Below are 23,933 nucleotides of genomic sequence, written 5' to 3'. Positions count from 1 at the left end.
TCAGCCTTGATGCCGTCATCCCGACAGTTTGATCGCTAAGATTTCAACCAACAGGATTCCTGTTGGTCCGCAGTCTCATTACGGACAGGTTTCCTGTCAATGCCTTAGGCTGAACCCATGGTCGGCACCCAGGCAACGAAGGCACCTCCGTCCCTGCTCTACATGGTCAAGCAGGTGGAGCTGGTCGTGCGCTCCCACCTCGACGAACTGGTGAAACCGGCGGGGATCACCGCGCTGCAGTACACCTCGCTCACCGTGCTGGAGCGGCACGACGGCCTCTCGGCGGCACAGCTCGCCCGCGACTCCTTCGTGACGGCGCAGTCCATGGCCGACCTGGTGCGCTCGCTGGAGAACCGCGGGCTGGTGCGCCGCGAGCGCAATCCGCGCAACCGGCGCGAGCTGCTGATCCTGCTGACCGACGAGGGGCGCGAGTTGCTCACGCGGTTCGCCGGAGCCGTGCGGGAGCTGGAGGAACGCATGGTCGAGGACCTCACGTCACACCAGACGGATCAGTTCCGCCAGGCGCTGTCCAAGGCGTGGCACGCACTCTCGTAGCCCGCACACTCATCCCAGGGGACGACTCACCGCCCAAATCGAAGACATATGTCAATCGAACATGCTGAAATTCACTCCATCGAGGGTAACTTGCAGGGCAAGGGGATGTTTTTGTCGACCCTGCCGCACGAACAGATAAGCAGCCGGTTGGAGGCGATGTCGTCGTGACACACGACCCCGCACCGATCACCCACCATCTGCGCGTCCGCCAGGACCGGGGTCATACGGTGCTGGAGCTCCACGGAGAGATCGACATCCTCGCGGCGCTGGAGATCACGCCCTACGTGGACGCGGTCACCGGACGCCCCGAACCGCAGATCGTGATCGACCTGCGGCCCGTCGAGTTCTTCGACTGCTCCGGGCTGCGGCTGCTCTACCGGGCCAGAAGCCGGGTCCTGGCCCGGGGCGGGCGACTGCACCTCGTCTGCACCCGGCCGCTGACCCTGCGCGTCCTCAAGGTGACCGGCCTGGCGCACCTCCTGCCGCCCTCGGCGTCGCTCGACGAGGCACTGGGGCAGCCCGAGGCCACGTCGGGCACCTTATGACCCCTCCCGATCACCGCTCGACGGCCCCTCCCCATCACCTCTCGACGGCCGGCCTCCGCCCGATGCCGGACCCCTGCCGGCCTCCGCCCGGTGCCACCCGCCCGATGCCGCCCGCGGGTTTCCGCCCGGTCACTTCAGGATCTTGGTGACCTGCCCCGCCCCGACCGTCCTGCCGCCCTCCCGGATGGCGAACTTCAGACCTTCCTCCATCGCGATGGGCTGGATCAGCTGCACGTTCATCGTGATGTTGTCGCCCGGCATGACCATCCCCGTGCCCCGGGGAAGGGTCACGACACCCGTCACATCCGTCGTGCGGAAGTAGAACTGCGGCCGGTAGTTGTCGAAGAACGGTGTGTGCCGACCGCCCTCGTCCTTCGACAGGATGTACGCCCGCGCCTTGAACTGCGTGTGCGGAGCGACCGAGCCCGGCTTGATCACGACCTGCCCCCGCTCGACGTCCTCACGCCTGATCCCGCGCAACAGCAGCCCGACGTTCTCGCCCGCCCGGCCCTCGTCGAGGAGTTTGCGGAACATCTCGATGCCGGTGACGGTGGTCCTGGTCTTCCGCTCGTGGATACCGATGATCTCCACCTCGTTGTTGACCTTCAGCACCCCGCGCTCGATCCGGCCGGTGACGACCGTGCCGCGGCCCGTGATGGTGAAGACGTCCTCGATCGGCAGCAGGAAGGGCCGGTCGACGTCCCGTGCCGGCTCGGGCACGAACTCGTCGACGGCCGCGAGGAGTTCGAGCACGGAGGCGCTCCACTTCCGGTCGCCCTCCAGTGCCTTGAGCGCGGAGACCTGGACGACGGGGACGTCGTCGCCGGGAAACTCGTACTCGGTGAGCAGCTCACGCACTTCCAGTTCGACCAGTTCCAGGATCTCCTCGTCGTCGACCATGTCCGTCTTGTTGAGCGCGACGACGATGTACGGCACACCGACCTGCCGCGCGAGGAGCACATGTTCCTTGGTCTGCGGCATCGGCCCGTCCGTCGCCGCGACCACCAGGATCGCGCCGTCCATCTGGGCGGCGCCGGTGATCATGTTCTTGATGTAGTCGGCGTGCCCCGGGCAGTCGACGTGCGCATAGTGCCGGTACTCCGTCTGGTACTCGACATGGGCGATCGAGATGGTGATACCGCGCTGGCGTTCCTCGGGAGCCTTGTCGATCTGGTCGAACGGCGTGAAAGGGTTCAGATCCGGAAACCGGTCGTGCAGAACCTTCGTCACGGCCGCGGTGAGTGTCGTCTTCCCGTGGTCGATGTGCCCGATGGTGCCGATGTTGACATGCGGCTTGGTCCGCTCGAATTTCGCCTTCGCCACTGCAAGCCCTCCTGATCACCTGGGTGACTCCGAGCGTTGCTGCGCCGCCTCCTGGCCGGGGCCGAGCGATGTGCCGAGCGCCGAACGAGGCCGGGCCGCGCGCCGAACGATGTCGAGCCAAGCGCCGGACGAGGTCGGGCCAAGCGCCGAACGAGGTCAGGAAGTGTCGCTCTTCCTGTTTATTCGCTCGCGGGCGCGTCGAACAGGGCGCTGACGGACTCACCGTTGTGAATGCGGCGCACGGCCTCCGCGAGCGCCGGGGCGATGGACAGGATCCGCAGCTTCTCGGTGTGCTCCTCGTGCGGCACCGGCACGGTGTTGGTGCACACGATCTCCAGGATGTCCTCCTGGTCGCTGAGCCGCTTGAGGGCACCCGCCGCGAACAGCCCGTGGGTGCAGGCGACCCGGATCGACCGAGGACCCAACTCCCGCAGCCGCTCCAGGAGTTCGAGGACGGTGCTGCCCTTGGCGATCTCGTCGTCCAGCACGATGACGTCCCGCCCGGTGATCTCACCGATGACGGAGCTGATGCTCACCCGGTCGTCGGCGAACCGCTGCTTGGCACCGGCGGCCACCTGGGCGCCGATCAGCCGCGCGAAGGCGGCGGCCTCCTTGGCGTTGCCCAGATCGGGCGACACGACCGTCGTACGGGACAGGTCGTACCCGCGGAAGTGTGCGGCGAGCTCCCGCAGGGCGTGCAGATGATCGACCGGCACCGAGAAGAACCCGTGGACCTGCGGGGAGTGCAGTGTCATGGCCAGCACACGGCTGGCCCCGGCCGCCACCAGCAGGTCGGCGACCAGCCGCCCGCCCATGGAGATCCGCGGCATGTCCTTCTTGTCCGAACGGGCATACGAGTAGTGCGGCATGACCACGGTGATCCGCCCGGCGGAGGCGCCCCGTGCCGCGTCGCACATCATCAGCAGCTCGACCAGGTGCTCCTGCACCGGGGTGACGAGCGGCTGCACGAGGAAGACATCGCGCTCACGGCAGTTGGCCTGGAGCTGGACCTCCAGGCAGTCGTTGGCGAACCGGCTGACCCGGGTCGGGCTGAGGGGCACACCGAGATGGGCGCAGACCTCTGCCGCCAGCTCGGGATGGGCACTACCGCTGAACACGGCGATGTCACGCACGACCGCTCCTCGCAAGATCGATCCGGGTGCGCCGCCGGTCGGCATGATCGACCCGGGATGCGTGCCTCATGCTACTGGCCCGGGCCAGGTACTCCCACCGGGGGAAATCCGGTTGCGGACGGTCACCGGGGATTGCGTCCTGACGGCCTCGCCGGTGCCCCTCGCCCATGGCTCGCGGTGCTCGCGCACCTGCACGGCGATCAGCAGACCACCGAGGCCGAGCACGACCAGCAGGAGAACGACGAGGACAACTCTGTCCAGGCCTCTGGTGAATGCCACGTCATCTGCCCCGTTCCAAGGATCTCTGGGTGTGCCGGTGTACCGGTGGGCGGACGCGGGTCCGGGCCCGCCCACCGATGGAAACCGGCGCTCTACGATCCGGTGTTGGTCAGGATGTGTACCTTCACCTTCTGGAAGGGCGGTCGGATCGAAGCCGGTAATCTGCACGCCCCGGGAACAGGGGACCCCGACGTCGCCTTCGACGCGATCGCCTTCGTCCCTCACAGCACGAAGGTCACCACGGCATGCGCACTCGACGACAGCGGTATCTGATGGGCAGGAGCAAGCGTCTGGGGCTCGGGCTGGCGGCCGTCGCCGTGGGCGCCGCCCTGGCGGTCACCTCCTGCACCACGCACAAGCAGGACCCGTCCCCCGTCGTCGGAGCCGACGACAAGCCGACGCCGAGCCCGCCGAGTCCCACGCCCTCCTTCACACCTCCGTCTGCCGCCTCCTTGCCCACACACGCTTTCCTGGCCAGTGAGATGCCGCGGTTGGGCGAGTCGGTCGCCATGGCCAAGGGGTACACCGGGAAGGCGTTCCTCGGCCGCCTGTCCAAGACCTGGGGCGTGCCCCTTGGCGCCCCGAAGGAGGAAGAGTTCCCGGGCGACCGGAAGAAGACCGTGGTCACGGGAGACAACGGCAAGGGCCTGTTCCTGCAGATGACGGTCACCAAGAGCGACGAACTCGTCTTCCTTGACTGCATTGCCGGGAAGGGCAACGCGCAAGCAAGTGCATTCCTGCGTGACTGTTCCACGATCGACGCACCTGGTGCCGATCGGGACAAGGTCGCCGACTGGTTCGACCCGGCCAAGAAGGAAGCCGATGACCTGTACCAGAAGAGAAAAGAGGCCACCGTCAGCGGCATTTTCAGCACCGGAAAGATCGTCATGTTCGTGAACAGGCTGTCCGACTCCGAGCACCTGAAGATCTTCGGTGGCGCGGTCGCCGAGAACTACTGACGCCTACCGGACCCGGCCCCTGGTCACCTCGGCGACCAGGGGCCTCCCCCATCCCGCACCGGACGGTCTCGCGAATGGCCGAACATGCCCTTCGGTACTGGTCAAGGAGGCCGAACGACCACCAGTCGACCCGTCACCCCTGGGTCGAAGGTCCACCTCTCGTCGGCCGTTACCACGCGACGGCTGCTCACCGGTCCGCGCGGTCGGCGCGGCCGGTGCGGGAGTCGAGCTGCGGCTGCCGGGACTCACCTACGGGGAGGGCGTCCGGTGGTCCCGACCATCGCACGACCGCCGCGGGTGACCCGGCGGATGCGGTACCGCGTGCGGACGCGACGCGCCCTCGGCGTACGGAGAACCGCGGTGGTCGGTGCCACCGGAGGTGGACGCGCTCCCCTTCGCGCTCCCCAGGGCGGTGCGAATCCGCCAACACGACGGCCTACCAAAGGATTTGGCGGGCATTCGGAGAGCAGGAAGGAGGACCGTCGACATGACGACGTCCATCAAGCGCCTGCCCAAGCGGATGCCGGCCTGGGCCAAGGTGATCACTGCCGTCGTGCTGGTGCTCGTGGTGCTGTTCGCCGGGCTGCGGCTGGCCGTGCTCCCGGGGCTGCGTGACCTCTTCGGTACGGAGACACACGACCGCTCCGGCCCCACCCTCCTCGAGTCCATCCAGGACATGAGCCGTTACGACGCCGCCTCGGGCAACTTCCAGGTGGTGGTGGACTTGGAGAAGGATGCCAAGTACCTGCCCGACGCGATCCGCGGCACCCGCACGCTGTACGTGGGCGCCGGTACGGTCGAGGCCTACGTCGACCTCGGCACGCTCGCCAAGAACGACGTGACGGTCAACTCCGACCGCACGACGGCCACCCTGCGGCTGCCGCACGCGGCCCTGGGCACACCCGCACTCGACCCCGACCGTTCCTACGCCGTCTCCAAACAGCGCGGTCTGCTGGACCGGCTCGGCGACTTCTTCTCCGACAACCCCAACACCGAACGAGCCGTGCAGAAACTCGCGATCAAGCACATCGGTGAGGCCGCGAAGGACAGCCGGCTCACCGCCCGCGCCGAGCAGAACACCACCAGCATGCTCGACGGCCTGCTGCGCTCACTGGGCTTCAAGGAGGTGAACGTCACCTACGGCGCCTGAGCCGCACACCGGAAGGCCGCGGCACGGCATCGAAGCCCGCTTTGCGGGTAACCGCGCTTCCCAAAGGGCAGTTGAAACCGGGAGAATCGAATGGTCCGTACGGCGTCACGCTGGAGCACCCTGCGCACCACCGGTACAACGAAATCCGGTCGGCGGACTTCGGCTCCCCCGCAGGAGCGCAAGTCGCTTCCGCTGCCCGTGCGGCTGCTCGTCATGCTGCTGGCCTTCGTGGCCATGGTGGGATTCGCGGTCGCGCTGGCCCGGGTGACGCTGGAGCCGTCTCCGGCGTCGAAGGCACTGATCCACACCAATCTGCACCCCGGCGACTCGCTGCGGGCCTATCTCGACCAGCCGGCGCTGCGCGACGCGGTGAAGCAGATCGGCGGAAACGTCCTGCTCGGGGTGCCCTTCGGGGTGCTACTGCCCGTGCTGATTCCGAAGGCTCGGGGGGTCCTGCGCGTTCTGCTGCTGACCGCGGTGGTCATGCTGCTGGTCGAGCTGGTCCAGGGCACGCTGATCACCGGGCGTGCCTTCGACATCGACGACGTCATCCTGAACACGTCCGGGGCGCTGGTGGGTTATCTGCTGCTGGGGCGGCGGATGGGCCGGGCGGTGCATCCGCGGCGCAGGCGCCGTACTTGGCGCACCCGGCGTGAGGCTCCGAAGTCCTGAACGACCGTATGCCGGCACCGTCCGCCCGCGGCCCCCACCGCGGGCGGACGGTGCCGGTCTGCCGGGGGCGACCGGTCAGCAGCCCATGGCCCAGGTGTGCGAGTCACCCCGGTCGTTCGCCACGGCGTTGTAGCCGACCTCCTCCCCCGGCGCGAGACAGATCGTCATGTCGCCGCCCTGCCAGGCATCCTCATAGACCTTGACGTGGTCCTTGACGCCCGGTCCGGACAGGCCGTGGTTGGCCCACGAGGAGTCGGTGTCGGCGATCCAGCTCTCCCACCAGCCGTCGTCGCCCGACCAGTTGGCGCGCTGGCCGTCGAAGTTGGCGTTCTCCCAGACGCAGAAGTTCCCGCTGGGGCAGTCGGCCGCGCCGGACGGGGTGGCCAGGGCCAGTCCGCCGGTGAGGGCGAGCAGGGCCGTGGCGGCGGAGAGGGCGAGGCGCTTGGTGATCACGAGGAGGTACTGCCTTTCTTCTGGGTTACCTGGACGGTCCGCTCGGCGTACAGATCCGCCGCGCGGCGCAGTGCGCGGGTGCGCAGCTGCCGATAGGTGGTCAGTTGTCCGCGCCGCTCGGCACGGACCCGGGCCAACAGGGCCGGTTCCAGCCGTGCCCGCAGCCGGGTGAGGCCGCTCTCGCGGCCGCAGCGCGCGGAGACCGCGGGGTCGGGACGGCCGGGGCGGGGCCCGTGCGCCGGGGTGACACAGCGGGTCCAGCGGACGGTCGCGGCGCGGTAGTCGGGGTCGTGTTTCATGCGCTGCTGGGCCTCGGCCCGCAGGTTGTTCACCACGACCCGGGTACGGAACCAGAGCCGCTGGTCGCCGTACAGATCGCGCTGCGCGGCGGCGAGGCAGCCGTCCGTGTGGGCGGTGACGGTGTACCCGGTGGCGAGGGTGACGGAGAGCTCGGGACGGCCACGGCCGAAGAGGGCGCCCTGCAGCCTGCGGTCCGCCGTGTCCCGGGTGCCTTGGGCGTCCGGGGCGTCCGGGGCGTGCCGCAGGGTCAGTCCCTGCCGGGCCAGACAGCGGTCGACGAGTACCTGCTGAGCGGTGTCGATGAGGTCGTCGCGGTCGCGCTCGGTCCTGGGCAGCGGAGGCGTGGCCCGCTGCGCCGTCGCCGTGGCGCACCCCGCCACCGCCAGCGCCGCCAGCGCGGCGGCGCACAGCGCGCGAAGGAGTCGCACGAGTCAGCCGACCTCGCAGCCCATGGGGGTGTCGGCGACGCCGTCCAGCCGGGCACCCCAGGGCCAGTTGTCCGCCAGGTCGTGCGCCCTGATCAGCCGGGCGTAACAGGTGCCGCGTCCCCAGTCGATGGCGTACACGGCGGTGTCGGCGTTGGACCGGAAGGAGGCGGCCTTGTCGTGCAGGAACTCCGGGACGTCCGTATAGCCGGGTGGGGTGTAGCACCACGACGAGCCGTGCTGTCCGGCGGCGGTCCAGAAGCACACGTCTCCGGCGCGGGACGCCCCATGCGTCGCGGCGCCCGCCGGTACGGCGGCGAGGAGGGCGGTCGAGGCCAGAAGACCGGTCGAGGCCAGGAGGGCGGCGGTGGGCACGGCGAAGCCACGGGACATGACGACTCCCAGGAGGAAAGAGGGGCGCCGGGGCGGTCGCGATCACCCGGCAAGATCAACCGTGCCCGCGTGGGAGTGGCCGCATGCGCGGTTCCCACCCATTGGTGATCTTTCCCGAGGTGTGGGGTCATTCCTCCTGAGACAGCTCGCACCGGCGCGAAACCCGCAGGTCCACGCGCTCCCCCACACTGTCGCCCCCGGTCCCGCCCGACAGGGCCTAGTAGATTGTCGCGGCTAATTTTTGGGATAGAGGTGGCGCAGTTTGATGCGTGCGTCGTGGGTGGTGAACTGCCAGTCCACCTGACGCTGGTCAGTGTTGGTGGCGTTCTGCCAGGCCGAGAGTTCAGTGTTGAGGGTGTCGAGGTCGCTGATCCGGCGGTCGAGGCATTGCCGGGTCAGCGCGGAGAGTTCGATCTCGGCGATGTTGAGCCATGACCCGTGCTTGGGCGTGTGGTGGATCTCGGGGCGTTGGGCCAGGGCGAATGCCTCTTCTGGTTCGAATGCCTCGTACAGTGAGGCGATGCCGTGGGTGTTGAGGTTGTCCATCACCAGCACCACGGCCTCGGCGTCGGGGTAGTCCACGCTCAGCAGCTGCTTGACCTGGCCGGCCCAGTCGATCCGGGTCCGCTGGGACAGCGCCTGAACGCGACGCCACCCACGCAGGGGTTCGACCCACACGAAGATCGAGCACGTGCCGCAGCGGATGTACTCGCTGTCCCGGCAAGCGTCGTGACCAGGGCGGGCCGGGAGCGGGTCGCGGACATCGGCGAGAAGCTGGTAGGGCTTCTCGTCCATGCACACCACCGGACGTGCCGGGTCGTAGGGCCGGGCATAGACGGCCAGCACATCTTCCATCCGGGCCGAGAACTCCGCGTTCACCCGTGGTGGGATGGTCCAGCACTTTCTCAGATGAGGACGCAGTTCCGTTTTTTAAGACCCGCCCGATGGTGGAGTGGTCCAGATCGGGGATGTCCTCGGCCAGCGCGACGTGCTTCTCCAACAGCCGCAGCGACCACCGGGTATAGCCCTGGGGTGGCTGTGAGCACGCCATCGCGATCAGTCGGGCTTCGACCTCGCCGGTCACCGGCGAGGGCACCGGTGGGAGGTCACGTCTCTTCCGCGCGATCGTGGCGTGCACATCGCCACCGGTCTCGGCGAAACGCTTGGCAACCAGCCGTAACGTCTCACCGGAGACGCCGAGCCGGGCCGCGATCACCTCCTTGGAATCCACGTCACCCACTGAGGTGTCCAGCGCAAGCAGCACCCGCGCACGCATGATCATCGAGGCCCCACGAACACCCGTCGTGGTCACCCGGACCAACTCCTCACGATCCTGCGCGGTCAACTTGACCGGCCGCTTCTTCTGCGAACCCACAACGACAGTCCTGTCTGGGAAAAAGGAAGGTACCCACCAGACGCCAGCATCCCAACCAGACATGCCATAACTAAGCAGCGACGCGCTACTAGATGAATGAGTCCAAGGGATGGCCTGCGGACATGAGACGAGGGCGTCCAATGTCAGTGTGTGAAGACAGACCTGGACACCCTCGCAACGGCACTCTATGCCCGGATCGACGACGAGTTGAAGGCTTCGCCGTGGCTGGCCCCGTACCGGCCCGCCGTCGGGATCGCACCCACGCTCAGTGACGCCGAACTGGTCACGCTCGCGGTCACGTCGGCGCTGCTCGGTTACACATCCGAGCGGCGCTGGCTGCGCCGCGTCGGGCGGGATTTCGGCCACCTCTTCCCCTACGTGCCCCAGCAGTCCGGCTACAACAAGCGGCTGCGCGCCGCGTCCTCGCTGCTCACCAGCATGATCCGGATCCTGGCCCGGGACACCTCGCTGTGGAGCGACGACGTGTGGCTGGTCGACTCCACCCCGGTCGGCTGCGGATGCTCCCGCGAGACGGCCAGACGCTCGGACCTGGCGGGCTGGGCCCAGTACGGCTACTGCGCGTCGCACTCACGGTACTTCTGGGGGCTGCGGCTGCACCTGGTGTGCACGCTGGGCGGGCTGCCGATCCTGTTCGCCCTCACCGGCGCGAAGGCCGACGAGCGCGAGACACTGCGCGACATGCTCGACACCGCGCCCGATGTCGAAGCAGCCCGCCCCGGGCAGACGATCATCGGGGACAAGAACTACTACGGCCGCGAGTTCGAGTGCGATCTTGCCGAGCGTCACCTGGAGTTGCTGCGGCCGGCCCGCAAGGGGGAGGCCGAACGGGCCGGAGCACACCTGTTCAAGCCGCTGCGGCAGGTCATCGAGTCGATCAACCAGACCTTCAAGGGGCAGCTCGACCTGGAACGACACGGCGGCAAGAGCCCGGCGGGGGTGGCGGTCCGCGTTCTGTGCCGGATCCTCGCGCTCACAGCGGCGATCTGGCACAACGACAAAACCGGACAGCCGATCAAGCGGTCACTGACCGCCTACGATCACTGACCGCAACGACACCCCTTGGACTCATTCATCTAGTGGGGTGACTGGGTCTAGTGGGGTGACTGGGTCTAGTGGGGTGACAGGACCTAGTGGCGTGACCAGGTGAACTTGTCGCCGCCCACCCAGCGCACCACGTCCGGGTCGTCGAGGTCGTGGACGATGATCCCGTGGGCGGCTGCCGCCTTCAGGACATCGGTGATCGCTCTCGCCTCACCGATCACTTCACCGTCGATCTCCACGACCCGAAACGGCGGCGTGCTCGGCTGCACCCCGAGCACCATGATCCGCGGGTAGGAGATGTGAGGGCACGCGATTTCGGTCATGAATAGAGCGTAGAACGATTCCCTCGGGTCAGCGGGGGCACGATTCGACCCCTGCAATCCCGGGCCGTCCGGCGCGGCCGGACACGGCCCGAACCGCCGGGTTCGCCCAGGTGGGTGAGGTGCGCCGTCGTCCCGGCCGACCGCGGCTGGGCAAGGCTGGACGAAGAGCCGGAGGAGCCGGAGGAGCCGGAGGAGCCGGAGGAGCCGGAGGAGCCGGAGGAGCCGGAGGAGCCGGAGGAGCCGGAGGAGCCGGAGGAGCCGGAGGAGCCGGAGGAGCCGGAGGAGCCGGAGGAGCCGGAGGAGCCGGAGGAGCCGGAGGAGCCGGAGGAGCCGGAGGAGCCGGAGGAGCCGGAGGAGCCGGAGGAGCCGGAGGAGCCGGAGGAAGGTCGTGGTGATGGATCCCGTCGAGGCCCTGGACCGGATCGCGTTCCTCCTGGAGCGGACCCAGGCCCCCACCTATCGCGTACGAGCCTTCCGCACCGCGGAGGCCGTCCTGGCCGCGCTGCCCGAAGGGGAGGTCGAGGAGCGCGTGGCCAACGGCTCCCTGGAGTCGCTGAGGGGCATCGGGCCGAAGACGGCGCAGGTGGTGCGTGAGGCGATGAGCGGCCAGGTTCCGGGCTACCTGGAGAAGCTGGAGCAGGAGGCCGCGGGACCACTCGCGGAGGGCGGCGAACGGCTGCGGGCCCTGCTGCGCGGCGACTGCCATCTGCACTCCGACTGGTCCGACGGCGGCAGCCCGATCGAGCGGATGGGCCGGACCGCGGCGCTCCTCGGGCACGAGTGGGCGGTGCTCACCGACCACTCGCCGCGGTTCACGGTGGCGCGCGGTCTGTCCGCCGAGCGCCTGCGCGAGCAGTTGGCGGTGGTGGCGGAGCTCAACCGCCGGTGGACCCCCTTCCGGCTGCTCACCGGCATCGAGTGCGACATCCTGGACGACGGATCACTCGACCAGGAGCCGGAGTTGCTGGAGCGGCTCGACGTCGTGGTGGTGTCGGTGCACTCCAAGCTGCGCATGGACGCACGATCGATGACCCGCCGTATGGTCGCCGCCGTACGCAATCCGCTGGCGGACGTGCTCGGGCACTGTACGGGCCGCCTGCTCACCGAGCGGCGGCGGCCCGAGTCGGAGTTCGACGCGGACGCGGTCTTCGCCGCCTGCGCGGAGTCCGGCACGGCCGTGGAGATCAACAGCCGCCCGGAACGGCTCGACCCGCCGCGGCGGCTGCTGCGTCGGGCGGTCGAGGCGGAGGTGCTCTTCTCGGTGGACACCGACGCGCACGCCCCCGGCCAGCTCGACTGGCAGATCCACGGCTGCGCGCGGGCCGAGGAGTGCGGGGTGCCCGCCGCACGCGTGATCACCACGTGGACCGCGGACGCATTGCTGACCTGGACCTGGGACCGCACGACACCGTCACGTGCGGCCGGCTCCTGACAATGCGTACGGGCGACCGCCTCCCGGCCTGTGGTCGGTCGGCCCGTTCGACCACTGCGGGTGACACACATCACCGCTCATGCCCTGGTCAAGGGGGAACACCTCCCGGTCGTTCCCCGTTGAACCCACCGTGGGCGCGGATGGAACAGTGTCCCCGGGCCTCACCTTTGCCCACAGGGACGATCGTTCGGCTGAAGCCCTGTGGAGCCCCTCGCCGAGAGGCGACCGCCATCCGTGCCCACCACAGACGGCCCCGACCGTGATTCCCCCGTCCGGTCGGGGCCTTTTCATGCCCGCGTTCATGCCTGCGTTCATTCCCGCGTTCATGCCCGCGTTCATGCCCGCGCCGAGGAATCCCCCGCTCCCCGCGACAGCGGCCTCCGTTTGACTTCGAGTGCGCTCCAATCCGTAGCGTCGAACCATGACCACTGCACAGCGCAAGATCGGCTCGGGGTTCGGCGCCCACAGCACCGCCGACGACGTCCTTCACGGCATCGACCTGACCGGGAAACTCGCGATCGTCACCGGCGGGTACTCGGGGCTCGGCCTGGAGACCACACGCGCCCTCACCAAGGCGGGCGCCCGCGTCGTCGTCCCGGCACGGCGCGTGACCGTGGCCCGGGAAGCGCTGGACGGCGTCGACGGGGCCGAGGTGGACGAGCTCGACCTCGGCGACCTCGACAGCGTCCGCGCCTTCGCCGAGCGCTTCCTCGCCTCGGGCCGCACGGTCGGCCTCGTCATCGACAACGCCGGAATCATGGCGTGCCCGGAGACGCGGGTCGGGCCCGGCTGGGAGGCCCAGTTCGCCACCAACCACCTCGGCCACTACGCGCTCGTGAACCGCCTCTGGCCCGCGATCGAGGCGGGCGGCGCGCGGGTCGTCTCGGTGTCCTCGGCCGGCCACCACAACTCGGGGATCCGCTGGGACGACGTGCACTGGGAGCACGGCTACGACAAGTGGGAGGCGTACGGCCAGGCGAAGACGGCGAACATCCTGTTCGCCGTGCACCTCGACCGGCTCGGAGCGGAGTCCGGCGTACGGGCCTTCTCCCTCCACCCCGGCGGCATCCTCACCCCGCTGCAGCGCCACCTCGCCAAGGAGGAGATGGTGGAGCGCGGCTGGATCGACGAGGACGGCAAGCTGCTGCACCCGTCCGCCTTCAAGTCGCCCCAGCAGGGTGCGGCGACCCAGGTGTGGGCCGCGACCTCGCCCCAGCTGGCCGGCCTCGGCGGGGTGTACTGCGAGGACTGCGACATCGCCGAGCCCGCTCCGGCGGCGGACGGCGACCGGACCGGCGTACGCGACTACGCGATCGACCCCGAGCAGGCCGCCCGGCTGTGGGCGCTGTCGGCGGAACTGACCGGGGTGAACGCGTTCGCGTGACACCCGAGCGACCGCACGACATCAGCATCAGCTGTGGGCCATGAACTCCCCTATGTCCGAGGTGAGTTGCTCAGCATGGGTGACGAAGAGGCCGTGGCCCGCGTGCTCGTGGACCTTGAGCGTGCTGTCGGGCAGCAGCTCCGCCGCCCGGCGGCCGGTCAGGTCCAGCGGCACAAAGGTGTCGTGCGTGCCGTGCACGACGAGGACGGGCAGGTCCAGCTTCGGCAGTTCGGGGGCGACGTTCAGGGTCGCTCCGAGGTCTATGAGTGCGGTGCCTGCCCGAACGGTCGACCGGAGGCAGCGGTCGATCAGGTACTCCACGTAGGCCGGGGAGACGTCGTTCCCGGGGAGATCGAGGGCGAAGAACGCGTGTGCCGCACTCGCGAAGAACCCGGCCCGGTCGCGGCGGAAGGTCTCGTTCCCGGCCCGGACGACGTCCGGGCCGATGCCTCCGGGACGGTCCGCGGACCGGACGATCCCCGGCACCATGCCCGACACGAGCACCGCCCTCGCCACCCGCTCGACGCCGTGCCGGGTCAGGCAGCGCACGACTTCGGCGGCCCCGATGGAATGCCCGACCAGCGTCACGTCCCGCAGATCGAGGTGGGTCAGCAGCCCGTTGACGTCGTCGGCCAGGCTGTCGAGGTCGAACCCGCCCCACACGTCCTCCGACCGGCCGTGCCCCCGCCGGTCGAAGCCGACACACCGGTGGCCCGCGGCGGCCAGCGGCAGCATCTGGTACTCCCACATCTCGGTGCCGAGGTAGGAGCTGTTGACGAACACGACGACCGGGCCCGTGGCCGGCCCGTAGTCGACGAAGTGCAGCCGAGCGCCGTCGACGGGGCTCTCGAAGTACGGCATGGGAATCCTCCCGGAATCCGGTGGCAGGGCGAGTGGGTACGTCCGTCATGCTTCCGGAGGGCCGGGGCCGGGTCGATTACCCGCGAGGTCATGCGAAGAGGTCCCGCATGCCACCGGAGCCCTGGATGGAGGGGGTCGCGCAGCACCCGGATCCCGCCGCCGGGGCGGCCGACGCTGCCGAGCGGGAGCTGCGGGACGCTCCCGCGTCAGTGCGGGGAACTCCCGGGTCAGTGCGGGGAACTCCCGGGTCAGTGCGGGGAGCGCTCCTCCAGCGCGGTGCGCCAGGCCGGGGAGGGCCCCTCGCTCAGCGGCTCGGCGCGTCGGCCGCCCCGCGCGAAGAAGTCGGCGAGCGGCAGGATCGCGGCGCCGACCGTGACGGCGTCCGGGCCGAGCCGGCCGAGGTCGATGGTGACGCGCTCGGCCGGGTAGCGCAGGGCGTACGAGGCCGCGTACCGGCGGACGGCGGGCAGAAAACGGGTGCCGAGCTGGAGGCCGGCCCAGCCTCCGATGAGGATGCGCTCGGGCTGGAAGAGGTTGATCAGGTCGGACAGGCCCGCGCCCAGGTACTCGGCGGTCTCCTCCAGGACGGCGAGCGCCACGGGGTCGGGCTCGACGCCCTCCTGTGCCGGGTAGGCCGCGGTGAGCATCGCGGTGAGCGCGGTCTCCTCGTCGGTGTCCTCCGGTGGGCGTCCGCCCTCCTCGCGCCAGCGGTCGAGGAGCGCCTCCGCGCCCGCGTACGCCTCCAGGCAGCCCAGGGCTCCGCACCGGCAGCGGCGCCCTCTGACCCGTACGGTCAGGTGCCCCCATTCCACCGACCGGCCGTGCTCCACGTCCTCCGTGACCAGGCAGGCGCCGACGCCCGAGCCGAAGAGGACCACGACCGCGTTGCGGGCGCCGCGTCCGGCGCCGAACCACATCTCGGCCTGGCCGAGGGTCCGGGCTCCGTTGTCGGCGAAGTAGGGGACGGTGTCGGGGAGTCGGCAGGCGGTGCGGAGCAGGGATTCCAGTGGGACGGCGTCCCAGCCGATCGTCTGGCCGTGCACCACGGCGCCCGACTCGGGCGTGCGGGCGACGATGCCGGGGACGCCGATGCCGACACCGAGGAGTTGTTCCGGGGCGATGTCCGCCTCGGCCAGCACCTCGGCGATGCCGTCACGAATGTGGCCGACGATGACGTCGACGTCGTATTCCTGACGCCTCACCGGCCGCTCCCCACCCCACCCGCGCCCCCCGGACGCCCCCGCCCCGCCCCGCCCCCGTCCACCGGACGCCCCCTCACCCACACGCCCTTGACCTTCGAACGGCCGCTCGCCCTCCGGCCCCCGGCCATCGAGCGGCCGCTCGGAATCGCCTCCCCGGCCGCCGGGCGCCCGACCGCCACCACCAGGCCCCCCACCCTCACCGGCGCCATCGCCATCGCCATCGCCGTCACCATCGCCGTCACCGGACAGCAGTTCAGGCTCGTGCCCGCGGCCCTCCCGCGGCCGCTCCGGCTCGTATCCCTGGCGCGCCAACGGCCTCTCCGTGCGGGCGAGTTCCGTGAGGGTCAGGTCGAAGAGCTCCACGCGGACGCGGGTCTCGCCGACATCGACGCCGATCATGTGGCCGCTGCTGGGCACGACCCGCAGCAGGGTGCGCGGGCGGCCGCCGTCGGAGTCGACGCTGCCGGCCTCCTCGACCAGCCCGTCCGCGACGAGTTCCGCGACCACGTTGCTGATGGAACCGGAACTCAGCCCGGTGGCCGGGCCCAGCTCGAAGCGGCTCATCGGCCCGTCGAAATACAACCGTTGCAGGATGGCGGTCCGATTGCCGCGTCGCAGGTCACGCACTGTCCGCCCGTTCCGCCCCGCCATGTGCATCCCCTCCGGCCGACCCGACCTGCAAGATACCGCTGCGCGATCCCTTGACGCGACTTTCTTGCGGGTCTTAACTCACGTCCTAAATTAAGCCATGAGGGGCGTTCGAGAAGTGAACACACCCGGCTCTCATGGCTCTCCCTCGGGGAAAGGGACAAACGCAGCCATGCGCAAAATCCGAGCCGCGGCCGCCGGTGCGGTCACCATCTCTCTGCTGACCGCCGTGACCGCCTGTGGCGGCGGCTCGTCGACGGGCGGCGGGTCCGACGACTCGCCGAAGACGCTCACGTACTGGGCCTCCAACCAGGGCGCCAGCATCGAGGTCGACAAGAAGGTCCTCCAGCCCGAACTCGACAAGTTCGAGAAGCAGACCGGGATCAAGGTGAAGGTGGAGGTCGTGCCCTGGTCCGACCTGCTGAACCGGATCCTCACCGCGACCACGTCGGGTCAGGGTCCCGACGTCCTCAACATCGGCAACACCTGGAGCGCGTCGCTGCAGGCCACGGGAGCACTGCTGCCGTGGGACGCGAAGAACTTCGCCAAGATCGGCGGCAAGGACCGCTTCGTCGAGTCCGCGCTCGGTTCGACGGGCGCCCAGGGCAAGGACCCGGCCGCGGTCCCGCTGTACTCGATGGCGTACGCGCTCTACTACAACAAGAAACTGTTCGCCGACGCGGGCATCGCGAAGCCGCCGGCCACCTGGGACGAGCTGATCGCCGACGGCAAGAAGCTCACCGGGAACGGGAAGTGGGGCCTCGGTGTGGAGGGCTCGAACCCGTCCGAGAACATCCACCACGCCTTCGTCTTCGCCAAGCAGCACGGCGCCGACTTCTTCACCGCGGACGGGAAGCCGGACTTCACCTCGGACGGCGCGGTCGCCGCGGTCAAGCAGTTCGTCGACCTGATGGCGAAGGACAAGATCATCGCGCCGGGCAACGCCGAGTACGCGCAGAACCAGTCCGTGAGCGACTTCGCCAAGGGCAAGAACGCGATGCTGCTGTGGCAGTCGGCGTCCGCCAATCTCACGTCGCAGGGCATGAGCGAGGACGCGTACGGCATCGCCCCGGTCCCCGTGCAGTCCGGCACCCCGGGGACCGGTACGAACGTCAACTCGATGGTCGCGGGCATCAACCTGGCCGTCTTCAAGAACTCCGACAATCTCGACGGCGCCACGAAGTTCGTGAAGTTCATGACCAGCGACGCCGAGCAGAAGATCCTCAACACGGCCTACAGCTCGATCCCGCCGGTCAGCACCGCTCAGACGGACGCCACCTTCAACACCCCGGCGAACACGGTTCTCAAGGACACGCTGGCCAAGAGCGCCGCCGCGCTGCCGCAGGTCGCCGACGAGTCCCAGTTCGAGACGGCGGTCGGTACGGCCGTCAAGGAACTGTTCGCCGACGCGGCCGCCGGACGCGCGATCACCACGGAGTCGGTGAAGGCCGAGCTCGAAAAGGCCCAGCAGCAGATGCCGAAGAAGTGAGCGCGAGCACCGACATGACCACCACGACCGCCTCCGCGGAGGTCGGCGGCCCGGCGGTGCGCAAGACCTCCCCCGGTGCGGCACGCGGCCCGCGCCGCACCGGGCGGATCCGCCGCGTCGCACTGCCGTACCTGCTGCTCCTGCCGGCCCTGCTCCTCGAACTCCTGGTCCACCTGGTGCCGATGGTGATCGGCATCTTCATGAGCTTCAAGGAGCTCACCCAGTTCTACATCCGCGACTGGGGCACCGCGCCCTGGTCGGGCTTCGACAACTACCGGGTGTCGGTGGACTTCAGCGCGCCCGTCGGCAAGGCACTGCTCCACTCGTTCCTCGTCACCGTCGGCTTCACCCTGCTCTCGGTCGCCCTGTGCTGGCTGATCGGCACGGCGGCCGCGATCTACATGCAGGACACCTTCCGGGGCCGCGGTCTGCTGCGGGCGCTGTTCCTCGTCCCCTACGCGCTGCCCGTGTACGCGGCGGTCATCACCTGGGTGTTCATGTTCCAGCACGACAACGGCCTGGTGAACCACGTCCTGCACGACCAGTTGCACCTCACCGACAAACCGTCCTTCTGGCTCATCGGCGACAACAGCTTCTACGCCCTGCTCACGGTGTCGGTGTGGAAGGGCTGGCCGTTCGCGTTCCTCATCGTCATGGCCGGACTGCAGAACATCCCCGGGGAGCTGTACGAGGCGGCGGCCCTCGACGGCGCCGGACTGTGGCAGCAGCTCCGCCGCATCACTCTGCCGTCGCTGCGCCCGGTCAACCAGGTCCTCGTGCTGGTCCTGTTCCTATGGACCTTCAACGACTTCAACACGCCGTACGTCCTGTTCGGCAAGGCCGCTCCGGAGGCCGCGGACCTCATCTCGGTCCACATCTACCAGGCGTCCTTCGTGACCTGGAACTTCGGCACCGGATCGGCCATGTCCGTCCTGCTGCTGCTCTTCCTGCTCGTCGTGACGGGCGGCTATCTGCTGCTGACCTCAAGGGGAAGGAGGACGGCCGATGTCTAGCACCGCGCAGGCGGCGGCCGGCGCCTCGAAGGCGCCCCGCTCACCGATGGCTCCGCCGCGGTCCTTCCTCTGGTCCCGGCGGATCTTCCTCACACTGCTCACCGGCTTCGTCCTGGTGCCGGTCTACGTCATGGTCTCCAGCTCCCTGAAGCCCCTCGCGGACGTCTCGGGGAAGTTCCGCTGGCTGCCCAGCGGTCTGACGTTCCGCCCGTACATCGACATCTGGTCGACGGTCCCGCTGGCGAGGTACTTCGTGAACTCGCTGATCGTGGCGGGCGCGGCGACGGTCTGCTCGGTGGTGATCGCGGTCTTCGCGGCGTACGCGGTGAGCCGTTACAGCTTCCGCGGCAAGCGCGTCTTCACGGTGACCGTGCTGTCGACGCAGATGTTCCCGGGCATCCTCTTCCTCCTCCCGCTCTTCCTTCTCTACGTCAACATCGGCAACGCCACGGGCATCGCGCTGTTCGGCTCGCGCGGCGGCCTGATCCTCACGTATCTGACCTTCTCCCTCCCGTTCTCGATCTGGATGCTGATCGGGTACTTCGACTCGGTGCCGCGCGATCTGGACGAGGCGGCGCTGGTGGACGGCTGCGGGCCGCTCGGCGCGCTGCTGCGGGTGGTCGTGCCGGCGGCGATCCCCGGCATCGTCGCGGTCGCCGTCTACGCGTTCATGACCGCCTGGGGGGAGGTGCTGTTCGCGTCGGTGATGACCAACGACACCACGCGGACGCTCGCGGTCGGGCTCCAGGGCTACTCCACGCTCAACAACGTGTACTGGAACCAGATCATGGCCGCCTCGCTCGTGGTGAGCGTCCCCGTGGTCGCCGGGTTCCTGCTGCTCCAGCGCTACCTCGTCGCCGGCCTGACGGCGGGAGCCGTCAAGTGACCGACTCCTCATCCCCTGAAGGGACTTCCGTGACCATCGACCTTGCCGCACTCCCCGAGGACTTCCTGTGGGGCACGGCCACGTCGGCCTACCAGATCGAGGGAGCCGTCGCCGAGGACGGCCGCTCGCCGTCCATCTGGGACACGTTCTCGCACACCCAGGGCAAGATCGACAACGACGACCACGGTGACGTCGCCTGCGACCACTACCACCGCTGGCGTGAGGACATCGCGCTCATGCGCCGACTGGGCACCAACGCCTACCGGTTGTCCATCGCCTGGCCCCGGGTGCTGCCGGGCGGCGACGGCCCGGTCAACGCGAAAGGGCTCGACTTCTACGACGCGCTGGTCGACGGGCTGCTGGAGGCGGGCATCACCCCCTCCGTCACCCTGTACCACTGGGATCTGCCGCAGGTGCTCCAGGACCGCGGTGGCTGGGCGTCCCGCGACACCGCGCACCACCTGGCCTCGTACGCGGCGGTCGTGGCGGAGCGCCTGGGCGACCGTGTCCAGCACTGGACCACGCTGAACGAGCCGCTGTGCTCGGCGTGGATCGGCCACCTGGAGGGCCGCATGGCCCCCGGTCTCACGGACCTGACGGTCGCGGTCCGCGCCTCGTACCACCTCCTCCTCGGCCACGGTCTGGCCGTGCAGGCGATCCGCGCGGCGGCGCCGGGCGCCCGGGTCGGCATCGTCAACAACCTCTCCAGTGTCGAGGCCGCCACCGACCGCCCCGAGGACGTCGCGGCGGCCCATCGGCTGGACGGACACACCAACCGGTGGTGGCTGGACCCGGTGCACGGCCGCGGCTTCCCGGCGGACATGCGCGAGGTGTACCAGGTCGAACTCCCGGAACTGCCGGGTGACTTGGAGACCATCGCGCAGCCCCTGGACTGGCTGGGTCTCAACTACTACTTCCCGTCCGCCGTCGCCGACGACCCCGCCGGCCCCGCCCCGCGCGTTCGCACGGTCCGCCGGCTCGGCGTCGAACGCACCGGCATGGACTGGGAGGTCGACGCCTCCGGCATCGAACGACTGCTGCTCCGCCTCACCGACGACTACGGCGCCCACAAGCTGTACGTCACGGAGAACGGGTCCGCCTATCCCGATGTCGTCCGTCCCGATGGCACCGTCGACGATCCCGAGCGCACGCGGTACCTCGAACAGCACCTCGCCGCCTGTGCGTCCGCGGCCCGCAAGGGTGTCCCGCTCGCCGGTTACTTCGCCTGGTCGCTGCTCGACAACTTCGAGTGGGCCTACGGCTACGACAAGCGCTTCGGCCTCGTGCACGTCGACTACGAGACCCAGCGACGCACGGTGAAGGGGAGCGGGCACCGGTACGCGGACATCATCAGGGCCCACCGGGAGAGGGGGCGCAGCGCGGCCTGACGTACGTCCCGGCCTTCGCGCTGGACCTGCGTGTTCCTCGACCGGAGCACGCGTCCGGCCGAAGGCGCGGGTCCGACGGGACGAGGTCGCGCCACCGCACCGAGGCCGTCCTGATGCCGCACGGCCGCAGCGCCCCCGGGCCTGGCGGCATCCGACCTCCAGTACAACAAGTACAGCTGGGCCCGGGACGGGCACCCGATGCGACGTGCCCGTCCCGCTGCCGGGAACGGCGGCTCCACAGCCGTGCCCCAGGTCGCCGACACCCGCCTGTCGACTCCCTACCGACCGATGTCGTCCAGGGCCGCCACGAGCTGCGGAGCCACTGCCTTGCGGGCCCAGGCGACGTGGTCGTCGCCCACGGCACGGGGGACGGTCTCGATGAGCATGATCAGGTAGAGGTAGCTGCGGTAGAGGGCGAGGCGCCGGCGGGCGGCGGCGTCGAAGTCCGCGGGCCCGCCCGCATTTTGATAGCCGGTCAGAAAAGCGGTGTCCTGCTCGATGTCGCCGAGCAGGGCGAGGGAGACGAAGTCCGCCAGGGGGTCGCCCCAGAACATGCGCTCGCCGTCGATGAGTCCGCCGATCCGGGGTGCCCCCTCCGAGCGGTCCACCAGGATGTTTCCCCGCCACAGGTCGAAGTGGACCAGGCGGGGAACGGTGACCGCGTCCAGGGCGTCGTACGCCGCCTTCGCGGTGCGGGCCACGTCGTCCACGGGTCGGGGCAGCCAGGCCCGGTGGCGACGGGCGTCGTCCAGGACGGCGTCGTACATGGTGGCGAAGGCAGTGCGCCAGTCCGGGGCGAGGGGGCCGAGGGCACCGGAGGGGTAACCGTAGCCGGGTCCGGTGACCTGGTGGAGTCGAGCCACCAGGCGGCCCAACTCCATGCGCAGGTCGGCCCGTTCGTATCAGTGAGCGTGTCGTCCCACACCTGGCCCGGGCAGGCCGTCATGAGGAGATGGCGGTCCCCGGTGGCCACGACGCGCGGCGCCGGTACGTCGACGGTGGCGGCCGAACGGTAGAACTCCGCCTCGGAGACGAGGAGTTCACGCTCGTGGCGCAGGGCCGGGGCGGTCTCCGGGGGCGGGACCTTGAGCACATAGCGGGTGCCGTCGGTGAGGAGGAGCTCCTCGACGGTGTTGTACGTGCCACCGTCGAGCGGGCGGCAGCGGGCGAGACGGTCCGGTGGCAGTCCCGCCGCGTCGAGAATCCGTCGTGCCCGTTCCCAGGAGTCCACGGTCATACGCCCCACCCCGTCCCTTCGGTCACCCGGCCGCGTACACGTCCTCCACGTGACGCCCGTTCGCGATCAGCTCGCTCACCCACCTCGCGGCGGCCGCCTCGTCCGCGTCCGGCGTACGGTCCCGGTACAGCATAGGTGAGGCCTCGCGGACACCGGGTGCCCTGCGTGAGCCCGGCCGGCTCGGCCGAGGCCCGCGTCCTGGCGCTGCCCTGCGGGGGCGCGGCCGACCGTACGGAACCGGTGGCCCGCGCCTACGCGCCGGGCGTACCGACTCGCGGGGTGTGGCCGCCCAGGGCCGTGCCCGCGCCCCGAGGCGCGCCGAAGCGGGCGAGGCAGTGCCACACCTTCTTCAGGTCCTGCGGTTCGTGGCGGCCGGTGCGGACGGCGTCCCCGATGGTCCTGGGGTCGAGGTGCCCGTCCTCGGCGATCCGGGCGCCGAGCGCGACGAACTCCGGGCCGCGGAAGTCCGGATGGCGGCGCAGTTCCCCGACCGGGAGTTCGATCAGGGACATCCCGGCCGCGACCCCGAAGGCGGAGGGCTCGGCGGCGCTGTCTGGGTAGCAGAAGGTGGCCCGGCGCAGCGCCGCGCCGGTCAGCCGGAAGTGCGAGGAGCCGAAACGGGGCGCCGCGCCGACGACTTGGCGCCGGAAGTTCAGAGCGCCGTACGCGGGACGCTCGTGCGCGGGCGCGTGGTCGTACGCCGTACCGAAGATCCGTCGCCGGGCCGCGTGAGCGGTTCGCGACATGGCGCAGGGCCCGCTCCCGCAGGGTGCGGCCGTCCCTGAAATCCATTGGATCCCTCCACTGAGGCTATGTACCTTAAGAAAAAACCTAGTACCCCTAGGTTTTGTTGTGTCATCGCCCCCACTACGGAGCCCCCTTTGAGATCACTCACCGAGCAGGACATCCGCAACTCATTCATCAACTGCTCCAAGGGGGAGGCCAAGCGGCTCGCGACCCCTCGCGACCTCGACCTGCGCCCCTGGGACGATCTGGACTTCCTGGGCTGGCGCGATCCCGGGGCGCCCGACCGCAGCTATCTGGTCACCGAACGGGCCGACGGCCTCGTCGGCATCACCCTGCGCTTTCCCCCCTCGCAGCGCGGCTTCCTGCACCGCAGCATGTGCTCGCTGTGCCTGACGACCCACCCGGGCAACGGGGTCTCGCTGATGACGGCCCGCAAGGCGGGCGCGGCCGGCCGCGAGGGCAACTCGGTCGGTGTGTACATGTGCGCCGACCTCGCCTGCTCCCTGTACGTACGCGGCAGGAAGGTCCCGGAGTCCGGCAGCCGCTTCGAGGAGAGCCTCACGACCGAGGAGCAGATCGCCCGGACGGTCGGCAACCTCTCCGCGTTCCTGGAGAAGCTCTACGACTGATTCGGGAGCGGTCCGAGCGGGGTGCCTCGATCAGCACGTTCGGTACACCTTCGAAAGGGGAACAGGCCAA

Annotated in this window: 23 protein-coding genes and 3 pseudogenes; 14 read left to right on the top strand and 12 right to left on the bottom strand. The window is 69.5% G+C overall.

Annotated elements, in window-relative coordinates; all coding sequences use genetic code 11:
• The first annotated feature begins 117 nt into the window (after window positions 1-117).
• Window positions 118-555 (top strand): MarR family winged helix-turn-helix transcriptional regulator, encoded by a 438-nt coding sequence (locus tag RV986_RS48305; RefSeq protein WP_475923441.1) that lies wholly within the window; start codon window positions 118-120, stop codon window positions 553-555.
• Between the two features lie 164 nt (window positions 556-719).
• Window positions 720-1,100, top strand: a complete 381-nt coding sequence (locus tag RV986_RS48300) for an anti-sigma factor antagonist (protein ID WP_475923440.1) — start codon at window positions 720-722, stop codon at window positions 1,098-1,100.
• A gap of 129 nt (window positions 1,101-1,229) precedes the next feature.
• Here RV986_RS48300 and tuf read toward each other — a convergent pair whose 3' ends face one another.
• Together tuf and RV986_RS48290 are read right to left on the bottom strand one after the other, a co-directional pair.
• Window positions 1,230-2,423, bottom strand: coding sequence for an elongation factor Tu (gene tuf, locus RV986_RS48295; RefSeq protein WP_475923439.1), 1,194 nt, complete (start codon window positions 2,421-2,423; stop codon window positions 1,230-1,232).
• 179 nt (window positions 2,424-2,602) lie between these two features.
• Window positions 2,603-3,556, bottom strand: coding sequence for a ribose-phosphate diphosphokinase (locus RV986_RS48290; RefSeq protein ID WP_475923438.1), 954 nt, complete (start codon window positions 3,554-3,556; stop codon window positions 2,603-2,605).
• 177 nt (window positions 3,557-3,733) lie between these two features.
• Between RV986_RS48290 and RV986_RS48285 the strand changes: the two genes are divergently transcribed.
• From RV986_RS48285 to RV986_RS48270, 4 genes are all read left to right on the top strand, one after another.
• Window positions 3,734-4,108, top strand: a complete 375-nt coding sequence (locus RV986_RS48285) for a hypothetical protein (protein ID WP_475923437.1) — start codon at window positions 3,734-3,736, stop codon at window positions 4,106-4,108.
• Window positions 4,081-4,794 carry a hypothetical protein gene (locus RV986_RS48280; RefSeq protein ID WP_475923436.1) on the top strand — a complete coding sequence of 238 codons (714 nt, stop codon included), beginning with the start codon at window positions 4,081-4,083 and terminating at the stop codon, window positions 4,792-4,794. The genes RV986_RS48285 and RV986_RS48280 overlap by 28 nt, the downstream gene beginning before the upstream one ends.
• 487 nt (window positions 4,795-5,281) lie before the next feature.
• Complete coding sequence (locus RV986_RS48275; RefSeq protein WP_475923435.1) at window positions 5,282-5,944, top strand: DUF4230 domain-containing protein; 663 nt, start codon at window positions 5,282-5,284, stop codon at window positions 5,942-5,944.
• A 90-nt stretch (window positions 5,945-6,034) separates the two neighbouring features.
• Window positions 6,035-6,616, top strand: coding sequence for a VanZ family protein (locus RV986_RS48270; protein WP_475923434.1), 582 nt, complete (start codon window positions 6,035-6,037; stop codon window positions 6,614-6,616).
• A 75-nt stretch (window positions 6,617-6,691) separates the two neighbouring features.
• Here the strand turns inward: RV986_RS48270 and RV986_RS48265 are convergent, their stop codons facing one another.
• From RV986_RS48265 to RV986_RS48245, 5 genes and pseudogenes are all read right to left on the bottom strand, one after another.
• Window positions 6,692-7,069, bottom strand: a complete 378-nt coding sequence (locus tag RV986_RS48265) for a peptidase inhibitor family I36 protein (protein ID WP_475923433.1) — start codon at window positions 7,067-7,069, stop codon at window positions 6,692-6,694.
• Complete coding sequence (locus RV986_RS48260) at window positions 7,066-7,797, bottom strand: hypothetical protein (RefSeq protein ID WP_475923432.1); 732 nt, start codon at window positions 7,795-7,797, stop codon at window positions 7,066-7,068. The genes RV986_RS48265 and RV986_RS48260 overlap by 4 nt, the downstream gene beginning before the upstream one ends.
• 3 nt (window positions 7,798-7,800) lie before the next feature.
• Window positions 7,801-8,187, bottom strand: a complete 387-nt coding sequence (locus tag RV986_RS48255) for a hypothetical protein (protein ID WP_475923431.1) — start codon at window positions 8,185-8,187, stop codon at window positions 7,801-7,803.
• Window positions 8,188-8,421: 234 nt separating this feature from the next.
• Complete coding sequence (locus RV986_RS48250) at window positions 8,422-9,066, bottom strand: IS630 family transposase (protein ID WP_475923430.1); 645 nt, start codon at window positions 9,064-9,066, stop codon at window positions 8,422-8,424.
• A gap of 112 nt (window positions 9,067-9,178) precedes the next feature.
• Window positions 9,179-9,463: pseudogene (locus RV986_RS48245) on the bottom strand (helix-turn-helix domain-containing protein); the annotation flags it as partial.
• Between the two features lie 249 nt (window positions 9,464-9,712).
• On the opposite strand from RV986_RS48245, the gene RV986_RS48240 reads away from it, so the two are divergent.
• A complete protein-coding gene (locus tag RV986_RS48240; protein WP_475922630.1) occupies window positions 9,713-10,627 on the top strand; it encodes an IS982 family transposase in 915 nt (304 codons plus the stop codon).
• Between the two features lie 83 nt (window positions 10,628-10,710).
• Here the strand turns inward: RV986_RS48240 and RV986_RS48235 are convergent, their stop codons facing one another.
• The gene (locus RV986_RS48235) at window positions 10,711-10,947 is read right to left on the bottom strand and encodes a hypothetical protein (RefSeq protein ID WP_475923429.1); all 237 of its coding nucleotides are present in this window, start codon (window positions 10,945-10,947) and stop codon (window positions 10,711-10,713) included.
• 394 nt (window positions 10,948-11,341) lie between these two features.
• Between RV986_RS48235 and RV986_RS48230 the strand changes: the two genes are divergently transcribed.
• Window positions 11,342-12,379, top strand: a complete 1,038-nt coding sequence (locus RV986_RS48230) for a PHP domain-containing protein (protein ID WP_475923428.1) — start codon at window positions 11,342-11,344, stop codon at window positions 12,377-12,379.
• A 421-nt stretch (window positions 12,380-12,800) separates the two neighbouring features.
• Window positions 12,801-13,763 (top strand): SDR family NAD(P)-dependent oxidoreductase, encoded by a 963-nt coding sequence (locus RV986_RS48225; RefSeq protein ID WP_475923427.1) that lies wholly within the window; start codon window positions 12,801-12,803, stop codon window positions 13,761-13,763.
• Window positions 13,764-13,790: 27 nt separating this feature from the next.
• Here the strand turns inward: RV986_RS48225 and RV986_RS48220 are convergent, their stop codons facing one another.
• Together RV986_RS48220 and RV986_RS48215 are read right to left on the bottom strand one after the other, a co-directional pair.
• On the bottom strand, window positions 13,791-14,624 hold the full coding sequence (locus tag RV986_RS48220) for an alpha/beta fold hydrolase (RefSeq protein WP_475923426.1): 834 nt from the start codon (window positions 14,622-14,624) through the stop codon (window positions 13,791-13,793).
• 248 nt (window positions 14,625-14,872) lie between these two features.
• Complete coding sequence (locus RV986_RS48215) at window positions 14,873-16,477, bottom strand: ROK family protein (protein ID WP_475923425.1); 1,605 nt, start codon at window positions 16,475-16,477, stop codon at window positions 14,873-14,875.
• Between the two features lie 169 nt (window positions 16,478-16,646).
• Between RV986_RS48215 and RV986_RS48210 the strand changes: the two genes are divergently transcribed.
• From RV986_RS48210 to RV986_RS48195, 4 genes are read left to right on the top strand one after another with little or no spacing between them, the layout of a single operon-like run.
• Window positions 16,647-17,963, top strand: coding sequence for an ABC transporter substrate-binding protein (locus tag RV986_RS48210; protein WP_475923424.1), 1,317 nt, complete (start codon window positions 16,647-16,649; stop codon window positions 17,961-17,963).
• A 14-nt stretch (window positions 17,964-17,977) separates the two neighbouring features.
• Window positions 17,978-18,976 carry a carbohydrate ABC transporter permease gene (locus RV986_RS48205; protein ID WP_475924684.1) on the top strand — a complete coding sequence of 333 codons (999 nt, stop codon included), beginning with the start codon at window positions 17,978-17,980 and terminating at the stop codon, window positions 18,974-18,976.
• Entirely contained in the window at window positions 18,969-19,862 is an 894-nt protein-coding gene (locus RV986_RS48200) for a carbohydrate ABC transporter permease (protein WP_475923423.1), read from the top strand. The genes RV986_RS48205 and RV986_RS48200 overlap by 8 nt, the downstream gene beginning before the upstream one ends.
• A gap of 29 nt (window positions 19,863-19,891) precedes the next feature.
• Entirely contained in the window at window positions 19,892-21,250 is a 1,359-nt protein-coding gene (locus RV986_RS48195) for a GH1 family beta-glucosidase (RefSeq protein ID WP_475923422.1), read from the top strand.
• Window positions 21,251-21,528: 278 nt separating this feature from the next.
• Here RV986_RS48195 and RV986_RS48190 read toward each other — a convergent pair.
• Both RV986_RS48190 and RV986_RS48185 read right to left on the bottom strand, forming a co-directional pair.
• Window positions 21,529-22,487 (bottom strand): annotated as a pseudogene (locus RV986_RS48190) (phosphotransferase family protein).
• 251 nt (window positions 22,488-22,738) lie between these two features.
• Window positions 22,739-23,203, bottom strand: a pseudogene (locus tag RV986_RS48185) (DUF3626 domain-containing protein); the annotation flags it as partial.
• Between the two features lie 165 nt (window positions 23,204-23,368).
• Here RV986_RS48185 and RV986_RS48180 point away from each other — a divergent pair.
• Window positions 23,369-23,863: an FBP domain-containing protein gene (locus tag RV986_RS48180; protein ID WP_475923421.1), complete on the top strand. Its 495-nt coding sequence runs from the start codon at window positions 23,369-23,371 to the stop codon at window positions 23,861-23,863.
• Window positions 23,864-23,933: the final 70 nt, after the last annotated feature.

It is taken from the genome of Streptomyces sp. RLA012, assembly GCF_056270325.1.
Note: the sequence above shows the minus strand (reverse complement) of the source record. Positions and strands in the feature narration are given on the sequence as shown.